The sequence below is a fragment of the Streptomyces fulvoviolaceus genome (genome assembly GCF_000718165.1).
GTDB lineage: Bacteria > Actinomycetota > Actinomycetes > Streptomycetales > Streptomycetaceae > Streptomyces > Streptomyces fulvoviolaceus.
This window is the reverse complement of the sequence record NZ_JOEY01000235.1, coordinates 1-226: the sequence shown is the minus strand read 5'-3', so window position 1 is coordinate 226 and position 226 is coordinate 1. Positions and strand designations below refer to the sequence as shown.

General features: G+C 66.4%; 1 pseudogene. It reads left to right on the top strand.

Annotated elements, in window-relative coordinates:
• Positions 1-226, top strand: a pseudogene (locus tag IG08_RS0153680) (transcriptional regulator); the annotation flags it as partial.

The following is a 226-nucleotide window of genomic DNA, read 5'->3' as shown; positions in this document are numbered from 1 at the left end:
TCAGCAGCTCCTGGCCAAGACCTTCGTCGAGCTGGCGGACAACCTGGTCGCCGACTTCGACCTGATCGACTTCCTGCGCCTGCTCACCGACCGCTGCGTCGGCATGCTCGATGCGAGCGCAGCCGGTGTGCTGCTCGCCGACCGGGACGGCAAACTCCGCGTCATGGCCGCCTCCGACGAACGGGTACGCCTCCTTGAGCTCTTCCAGCTCCAGAACGACGAAGGC